This is a genomic window from Rubrivivax benzoatilyticus JA2 = ATCC BAA-35 (assembly GCF_000190375.1).
GTDB lineage: Bacteria > Pseudomonadota > Gammaproteobacteria > Burkholderiales > Burkholderiaceae_C > Rubrivivax > Rubrivivax benzoatilyticus.
The window spans coordinates 59,547-68,495 of sequence record NZ_AEWG01000040.1 but is presented as its reverse complement, the minus strand read 5'-3'; the positions used below and the strand labels follow the sequence as shown (position 1 = coordinate 68,495).

The 8,949-nt window shown below is 75.7% G+C and carries 4 protein-coding genes; 3 read left to right on the top strand and 1 reads right to left on the bottom strand.

Annotated elements, in window-relative coordinates:
- Positions 1 to 100: 100 nt before the first annotated feature.
- Together RBXJA2T_RS04270 and RBXJA2T_RS04265 are read left to right on the top strand one after the other, a co-directional pair.
- Complete coding sequence (locus RBXJA2T_RS04270) at positions 101 to 2,032, top strand: methyl-accepting chemotaxis protein (RefSeq protein WP_009856091.1); 1,932 nt, start codon at positions 101 to 103, stop codon at positions 2,030 to 2,032.
- Between the two features lie 94 nt (positions 2,033 to 2,126).
- Positions 2,127 to 5,441 carry a PAS-domain containing protein gene (locus RBXJA2T_RS04265; protein ID WP_009856090.1) on the top strand — a complete coding sequence of 1,105 codons (3,315 nt, stop codon included), beginning with the start codon at positions 2,127 to 2,129 and terminating at the stop codon, positions 5,439 to 5,441.
- 7 nt (positions 5,442 to 5,448) lie between these two features.
- Here RBXJA2T_RS04265 and RBXJA2T_RS04260 read toward each other — a convergent pair whose 3' ends face one another.
- On the bottom strand, positions 5,449 to 7,980 hold the full coding sequence (locus RBXJA2T_RS04260) for an ABC transporter permease (RefSeq protein ID WP_009856089.1): 2,532 nt from the start codon (positions 7,978 to 7,980) through the stop codon (positions 5,449 to 5,451).
- Between the two features lie 86 nt (positions 7,981 to 8,066).
- Here RBXJA2T_RS04260 and RBXJA2T_RS04255 point away from each other — a divergent pair, with 86 nt between their 5' ends.
- Positions 8,067 to 8,909 carry a dioxygenase family protein gene (locus tag RBXJA2T_RS04255; RefSeq protein ID WP_009856088.1) on the top strand — a complete coding sequence of 281 codons (843 nt, stop codon included), beginning with the start codon at positions 8,067 to 8,069 and terminating at the stop codon, positions 8,907 to 8,909.
- The last annotated feature ends 40 nt before the right edge of the window (positions 8,910 to 8,949 follow it).

Genomic DNA, 8,949 nt, shown 5'->3' with positions numbered 1-8,949 from the left:
CGCCGCCTCCACGCCGCCGGGCACGCGCCGCCCCGGACCGGTCGAACCTGCGCGCGACGCACGATCTGCTGACCCGATGCCCCAGCCCGCACCCGCCCCGATGAACAGGCCCACGGCTTCCCGCAACGGCTCGATCGCGCGCCGCATCTCGCTGGCCGGCGGCCTGGGCCTGGCGCTGGCGCTGGGCGCCGCGGCGGCGCTGCAGAGCTGGATCACGGTGCGCAACGCCAACGAGGCCAACGTCGAGCGTTTCGGCGAACGCGCCCAGGCCGTCGCCGACATGGCCGAGGCCTTCGACGGCGCGGCGCGCACGATGGCCGACAAGCTCTACGGCGCCTTCGCCGCCGACCTGCCCGGCCCCTACGCGCTCGACGGCGACACGCTGACGGCCGCCGGGCAGGCGCTCGCCGGCGAGTTCACGCTCGTCGACCGCTTCGCCGCGCTGACCGGCGGCGTGGCCACGGTGTTCGCCGCCCAGGGCGAGGATTTCGTGCGCATCACGACCTCGCTGAAGAAGGAGGACGGCGCGCGCGCCGTCGGCACGCCGCTGGGCACGCAGCACCCGGCCTACGCGGCGCTGAAGGCCGGCGGCTCCTACGTCGGCCCGGCGCAGCTCTTCGGCAAACCCTACATGGCGCGCTACGACGCGCTGCGCGACGCGCAGGGCCGCGTCGTCGGCGTGCTCTTCGTCGGCTTCGACCAGAGCGCCTACCGCGCCGCGCTGCGCAAGCTGGCCGCCGAGGCCCGTCTCGCCGGCACCGGCGGCATCGTCATCGTCGACCCCAAGGCCAGGCCCGAGGACGCGGTCTTCATCGCCCACCGCGAGGCCACCGGCCGGAAGGTGCTGGAGGCCGTGCCCGGCGCCGCCGCGCTGCTGGCGGCGCTGCCGGCGGCCGGCGCCGGCGAGCGCCTGCCCTCGCCCGGCTTCGTCGACCGCGAAAGCGGCGACACCTGGGCCGTGGCGCGCAAGGTGCCGGCCACCGGCTGGGTCGTGCTCGCCGAGGTCTCGCAGGGCCAGGCGATGGCTGCCACCTGGGCCGGGCTGCGGCCGTTCTGGCTGCTGCTGGGCCTGGTCACCGCGGCGCTGGGCGCCTCGCTGTTCGTCGTGCTGCGCCGCGGCGTGGCCCAGCCGCTGCGCGAGCTCGCGCACGCCGTCGAGGCGGTGGCCGCCGGCGACCTGACGCGCCACGTCGAGAGCGAGCGCGACGACGAGGTCGGCGAGCTGATCCGCGACGTCGAGGCGATGCGCCTGCGCCTGGGCGGCACGCTGGCCAGCGTGCGCCAGTCGGCCGAGTCGATCGACACCGCCTCGGGCGAGATCGCCGCCGGCAACGCCGACCTCAGCCAGCGCACCGAGCAGACCGCCGGCAGCCTGCAGCAGACCGCCTCCAGCGTCGGCCAGCTCGCCGGCAGCGCGCGCCACAGCGCCGACGCCGCGTCGCAGGCGCGTGAACTCGCCGGCGCCGCCGCCGGCACCGCACGCCGCGGCGGCGAGGTCGTCGGCCAGGTCGTGGCGACGATGGACGAGATCAACGCCAGCTCGCGCCGCATCGCCGACATCATCGGCACCATCGACGGCATCGCCTTCCAGACCAACATCCTGGCGCTGAACGCGGCGGTGGAAGCCGCGCGCGCCGGCGAGCAGGGCCGCGGCTTCGCGGTCGTCGCCGGCGAGGTGCGCTCGCTGGCCGGGCGCGCCGCCGAGGCCGCACGCGAGATCAAGGTGCTGATCGGCAACTCGGTCGAGAAGGTCGACACCGGCGCCCGCCTGGTCGCCGACGCCGGCACGACGATGGACGAGATCGTCGCCGCGGTCGAACGCGTCAGCGCGACCATCGCCGAGATCTCCGCCGCGTCGGCCGAGCAGCACCAGGACATCGGCGACATCAACGACGCCGTCGCCACGCTGGACCGCATGACGCAGCAGAACGCCGCGCTGGTCGAGCAGTCGGCCGCCGCGTCGGAGTCGCTGCGCGAACAGGCGCGGCAGCTCGCGCAGGCCATCGCCGCGTTCCGCGTGTCCGGCTCCTGAGCCGTGCAGCGGCCCACGCGAACCGGTGCCGGGGCGTGGAAGACCGCCCCCGCCTGCGGTCACACTACGTGATCTGACCGGAGGTAAGCGCCCCGTGCGATCACCGAAGCCCGCGGAGCACGAGAAGGACGCCGAGATCGAGCGCGAGGTGCACCTGTCGCAGGTGGCCGAGCACGCGTCGGCGGTCCCGTTCTCGGTGCTGGGCAGTGCCGGCGTCGCGACGTTCGTCGCCTGGGCGCTGCACGGCGACGTGCCCGACGGCGCCCTGCTCGGCTGGCTGGCCGTGCTGGCGCTGCTGCTGGCGGGCCGGCTGTGGGCGCTGTCGCGCCACCGCCGCTGCGCGCCCGATCCCGAGGTGCAGGCGCCCTGGCTGACACGCTTTCGCGCCGGCACCGTCCTCAACGGCTGCGTCTGGGGCGGCGCGGCGCTGATGCCGATGGCCGACACGCACCACGGCCTGACGGTGCTGATGATCGCGGTGGCCGGCATGTCGACCGCGGCGCTGGTGCTGGCGCAGTTCGACCGGCTGGCCGGCGTGCTGTTCGCGCTGCCGGCGGTGACGCCGGTGACGCTGCGGCTGCTGACCGAGAACCAGCCGCCGGCGCCGTCGGTGCTGCTGGGCATCGCGGTGGCGGCGCTGCTGGGGCTGTACGGCCTGGTCTCGGCCGAGCGCAACTGGCGCCAGCGCCTGGCGCTGGCGACGGCACGCCGCCAGGAACAGCGCAGCCTGGTGGCCGCACGCGACAGCGAGGCCCTGCTGCGCCTGATCTACGACCACGTCGACGAAGGCCTGCTCGTCGCCGGGCCCGACCTGCGCGTGCGGGCGATGAACCCGCGCTTCGCCGAGATCACGCGGCTGGACCCGGCGCTCGGCCGCCCGGGCACCCCGGTGCGCGCGCTGCTGGAGGCGCAGATGCGCGCCGGCCGCCTGGGCGGCGGCGACCCCGAGGCCACCATCGAGCGCTGGCTGGCGCTGCTGCGCGGCGGCGGCCACGCGACCACGGTGCGCGTGATGCCCGACGGCCGCACCGTCGAGCTGCGCCGCAACGCCACGCCCGACGGCGGCTTCGTCGCCGTGGCCGTCGACATCACCCAGCGCCTGGCCGCCGAGGCCGCGCTGGCCGAGAAGCAGCGCATGCTGGCGCTGCTGCTGGACAGCACCACGCAGGGCTTCTGGTTCGTCGACAACGCGCTGCGCACCACCGACGCCAACCCGGCGATGTGCCGCATGCTCGGCCTGCGGCTGGAGGCGCTGCGCGGACGCACGGTCTGGGAGTTCGTCGACGAGGACCAGGCGGTGATCCTGCGCGAGCAGGTGCGCCGCCGCGAGGCCGGCGAGGTCGGCCACTACGAGCTGCGGCTGCGCCGCGACGACGGCACGCCGCTGTGGTGCATGAACCAGGCGACGCCGATCCTCGACGCGCAGGGCCGCAAGACCGGCGCCATCGGCCTGTTCTCCGACATCGGCGAGCTGCGCCGCGCCACCGAGCTGCAGCAGCGCACCAGCCGGCTGCTGGAGGAGAAGTCGCGCCTGCTCGAGGCCACGCTGGCCAACCTGCCGCAGGGCGTGCTGACGCTGGACGAGCAGGGGCGCGCCGCGGCCTGGAACCGCCGCCTCGTCGAGCTGACCGGCGTGCCCGAGGAGCTGCTGCGCACGCACCCGACGCTCAACGAGTTCGCACGCTGGCAGGTCGACCACGGCGGCGTCGGCCCGGCGCCGGGCGAGCTCGACCCGACGGCGCGCGAGCCGATCGAGGCCGCGCTGCGCGGCGACCTCGACGCCCTGCCCGCCAGCTACCAGCGCACCGGCGCCGACGGCCGCACGCTGCAGGTCGCCACCTACCGCAGCGACGGCGGGCCGGTGGTGCGCACCTTCACCGACATCACCGACGCGCTGCACGCCGAGCAGGCGCTGCGCGAGAGCGAGTCGCGCTTCCGTTCGCTGGCCGACGCGGCGCCGGCGCTGGTCGTCGTCTGCGCGCCCGACGGCCGGCCCGAGTGGGTCAACCAGCGCTGGCAGGCGTTCACCGGCAGCGGCGTCGAGCAGGCGCTGGCCGAGCCCTGGCACGCACGCGTGCACGCCGACGACCAGGCCGCCTGCATCGCCGCCTTCGAGGCCGCACGCCCCGAGGCACGCAGCTTCTCCGCCGAATACCGGCTGCGCCGCGCCGACGGCGGCTGGGGCTGGATCGCCGACACCTGCGTGCCGCGCCGCACGCCGGGCGGCGGCCTGGAGGGCTGGATCCGCTACGGCTGGGACATCACCGCACGCAAGGCGGCCGAGGCGGCGCTGATCGCCGCGCGCGACGACGCCGAACGCGCCAACCGCGCCAAGAGCGACTTCCTGTCGCGCATGTCGCACGAGCTGCGCACGCCGCTGAACGCGGTGCTGGGTTTCGGCCAGCTGCTCGAGTCCGACGCCGCCGAGCCGCTGACGCCGCTGCAGCGCCAGCGCCTGCAGCAGGTGCTGCGCGGCGGCCGCCACCTGCTGGCGATGATCGACCAGGTGCTGGACCTGGCCGGCATCGACGGCGGCACGCTGGGCGTGCGGCTGGAGGCGGTGCCGGCGGCGGCCGCGGTGGCCGAGGCCTGCCGCCTCGTCGCGCCGCTGGCCGCCGAACGCGGCGTGCGGCTGGAGCCGCCGGCCGTCGCCGTCGAGGGCTTCGTGCTCGCCGACGCGGCGCGCCTGCGCCAGGTGCTGGCCGGGCTGCTGACCAACGCCGTCAAGTACAACCGCCGCGGCGGCCGCGTCAGCATCGCCTGGCGCGACGAGGGCGAGCACCTGCGCCTGGAGGTGCACGACGACGGCCCCGGCATCGCGCCGGCCGACCAGCGGCGCGTGTTCCAGGCCTTCGAGCGCCTGGAGGGCGCGCACGCCGCCAGTGACGGCGCCGGTGTCGGCCTGGCGCTGGCCAAGTGGCTGGTCGAGGCCATGCACGGGCGCATCGGGCTGGACAGCGCACCGGGCCGCGGCAGCACCTTCTGGGTCCGCCTGGAGCGCAGCAGCGCCGACGCCTCGGGGCCGCCGGCGCCGCAGCGCCGCACCCTGCTCTACGTCGAGGACAACGCCGTCAACCAGATGCTGATGGAGGCCATGCTGGCGCGCCGGCCCGAGCTGGAGCTGCTGCTGGCCGACGACGCCGAGTCCGGCCTGGCGCTGGCGCTGGCGGCGCGGCCGGCGCTGGTGCTGCTGGACATCCAGCTGCCCGATGCCGACGGTTTCGAGCTGCTGCGCCGGATGCGCGCGCGCCCCGAGACGCAGGCGATCCCGGTCGTCGCGGTCAGCGCCGACGCGATGCCCGATCGCATCGCCGCCGCACGCGAGGCCGGCTTTGCCGACTACCTGACCAAGCCGCTCGAACAGCGCCGGCTGCTCGAGGCCATCGACCGCGCGCTCGACGCCGGCTGACGCCGGCTCACTGCACCGTCGCGCGGCGCAGCGTCTCGACGACCGGGCGGCGCAGCACGTCGCGCAAGCCCCACCAGCCGGCGGCCAGCGCCAGCGCCGCACCGGCCGCCGCGCCGGCCAGCGGCACCAGCGGCGACGGCCGCCAGTCGAACTCGAAGGCGTAACGCGCCAGCGCCCAGCCCACCGCCATCGCCGCCAGCGAGGCCAGCAGCCCGGCCAGCGCGCCGACGCCCAGCAGCTCGGCCCGCTGCACCTGGGCCAGCAGGCGGCTGCCGGCGCCCATCGCGCGCATCACCGCGAACTCGCGTGAACGCGACTCGCGCGTCGCCGACACCGCCGCGAACAGCACCACCAGCCCGGCCACCAGCGTGAAGCCGAACAGGAACTCCACCGCCCGGATCACCTGGTCGAGCACGCCCTGCACCTGGGCGATCGAGGCCGAGACGTCGATCGCGGTGACGTTGGGGTAGGCGCGCGCCAGCGCGTTGTCGAAACCCGGCTGCGCCGGCGCGCGGAAGGCGCCGATGTAGCTGGCCGGCAGCTCGGGCAGCTCGGCCACCGGGAAGACGACGAAGAAGTTGACCCGCATCGAGCCCCAGTCGACCTTGCGCAGGCTGGTCACACGCGCCTCCTGCTGCAGCCCGGCGACGTCGAAGCGCAGCGTGTCGCCCAGCTTCAGGCCCAGCGTCTGCGCGATGCCTTCCTCGACCGACACCGCGCCGGCCTCGCCCGGCGTCCAGCGGCCGGCGACGATCTCGTTGTGCTCCGGGCGCTGCTCGGCGTGGCTGAGGTTGAACTCGCGGTCGACGAGGCGCGCCGCGCGGTCGTCGCTGTAGTCGTCGGCGCTGACGGCGCGGCCGTTGATCGCCACCAGGCGGCCGCGGATCATCGGATACCAGTCGTAGCGCGTGACGCCGGCCTCGGCCAGCGTCTGGCGGAACGGTGCGGCCTGGTCGGGCTGCACGTTGATGACGAAACGGTCGGGCGCGTCCGGCGGCGTCGCGCCACGCCAGCTGGCGACGAGGTCGGTGCGCAGCAGCACCAGCAGCACCAGCGCCAGCAGGCCGACGGCCAGCGCCGAGACCTGCAGCACCGCGAAAGCCGGGCGCGCGGTGAGCTGGCGCGTGGCCAGCACCAGCCAGCGCGGCGCGCCGGCCTCGGGCACGGCGCGGCGCAGCAGCGTCACCGCCGCCCAGGACAGCAGCGCGAAGACCGCGATCGCGGCGGCGAAACCGCCGACCGCGATCAACCCGAGCTTGGGGTCGGACGCCACGGCCAGCAGCAGCGCCGCGAAGCCGCCGGTGCCGGCGGCCAGCACCAGCAGCGACGCCGGTTTCAGCGTGCCGACGTCGCGGCGGATCACGCGCAGCGGCGGCACCCGCGCCAGCTGCAGCACCGGCGGCAGGCCGAAGCCCAGCAGAAGCGTCATGCCGACGCCGACGCCGAAGGCCGCCGGCCACAGTGACGGCGCCGGCAGCGTGGCGTTGACGAGGCCGGCGAGCAGGAAGACGAAGACGTGGTGCACCAGCCAGCCGACGGCGACACCGGCGGCGCTGGCGGCCAGCCCGAGCGCCGCGAACTCCAGCGCGTAGGCACCGGCGATGCGGCGCTGCGCCAGCCCCAGCACGCGCAGCATCGCGCAGTCGTCCAGATGGCGCGCGGCAAAGTCGCGTGCGGCGATCGCCACCGCCACCGCGGCCAGCAGCGCCGCCAGCAGCGCGACGAGGTTGAGGAACTTCTCGGCGCGGTCCAGCGTCTGGCGCATCTCGGGGCGGCCGCTCTGCAGCGACTCCAGGCGCACGCCGCGCAGCGGCACGGCGTGGATGCGCTCCTCGGCCTGCTGCACGAACTGGCGCACCAGCGCGTCGCGGCCCTCGGGCGCGGCGACGGCGAAACGGTAGTTCAGCCGGCTCGCCGGCTGCACCAGGCCGGTGGCCGCCAGGTCGCTCTCGTGCAGCATCACGCGCGGCGAGAAGCTGGTGAAGCCGGCACCGCGGTCGGGCTCGACGGCGATGACCCGCGCCACCGTCAGCGTCGCGTCGCCCAGCAGCAGCGGCTGGCCGGGCGCGAGCTGCAACGAGGCGAGCACCGCCGCGTCGACCCACACCGTGCCGGGGCGCGGGCCGGCGGCCACCGTCTCGACACCGTCGCCCTGCAGCGCCTTGAGCTGCAGCGCGCCGCGCAGCGGGTAGCCGTCGCTGACCGCCTTGACGGCGACCAGCCGGCTGGCACCGCCGAGATCGTCGGGCGCACGCGCCATGCTCGGGAACGAGACGCTGGTCGCGCTGCGCAGCCCGCTGGCGGCGGCGAGCTGCACCAGCTCCGGCGGCGTCGGGCGGTCGCTGCTGACCAGCGCGTCACCGCCGAGCAGCTGGCGTGCGTCGCGCGCCAGGCCGCCATTCAGGCGGTCGGCGAAGAAACCCACCGCCGTCAGCGCGGCGACGGCCAGCATCACGGCGAAGAACAGCAGGCGCAGTTCGCCGGCGCGCAGGTCGCGCAGCGTCTGGCGCCACGCGAGCGCAGGGATCGAGGCGTGCATGGGGCGCGACGGTACCCGAAAGCCCTTGAACGGCCCGTGCAAGCGGGCTGAACCCGGACAGCCCGGCGGGCTGCTGAAATGAGGCCATGAACCCGCTGCCCCCGCTGTTCCTGTCCCACGGCTCGCCGATGACCGCGCTCGAACCGGGCGAAGCCGGCGATTTCTTCCGCCGCCTCGGCCCGGCCATCGACGCCGCCTTCGGCCGCCCGCGCGCGATCCTCGCGATCTCGGCGCACAGCCTGACACGCGAGCCGGTGCTGGTGGCCGGCGAGCAGCACGAGACGATCCACGACTTCGGCGGTTTCCCCGACGCGCTGTACCGGCTGCGCTACGACGCGCCGGGTGCGCCCGAACTCGCCACCCGCGTCCAGGCGCTGCTGGCCGACGCCGGCATCGCCGTGCAGCGCCACGACGGCGGCGGCCTGGACCACGGCGTCTGGACGCCGCTGCTGCACGTCTACCCGGCGGCCGACCTGCCGGTGCTGCCGCTGGCCTGGCCGCCGGGCTGGGCGCCAGCGCGGCTGTTCGCGCTGGGCCGTGCGCTGGCGCCGCTGGCCGCCGAGGGTGTGCTGGTGCTGGCCAGCGGCAGCATCACGCACAACCTGCGCCGGGTCTTCGCCGCGCTGGGCGCCGGCCGCATCGACGCCCCGGCGACGCCGGAGAGCACGGCTTTCCGCGACTGGTTCGCCGACAAGGGCGAGGCGGCCGACTGGCCCGCGCTGCTGGCCTGGCGCAGCCAGGCGCCGCACGCGACGCTGATGCACCCGAGCGACGAGCACCTGCTGCCGTACTTCGTCGCCGCCGGTGCCGCCGGCGAGGCGCCGGTGGCGCGCCGCGTGCACGCCAGCCTGACCTACGGCGACCTGGGCATGGACGCCTACGCCTTCGGGCCGCAGGCGGCGCGGCTGGCCGCGGCGCTGGCGGGCTGAGGCACGCGGCGCACGAGGCTTCGGCGGCGCGGTTATCGTC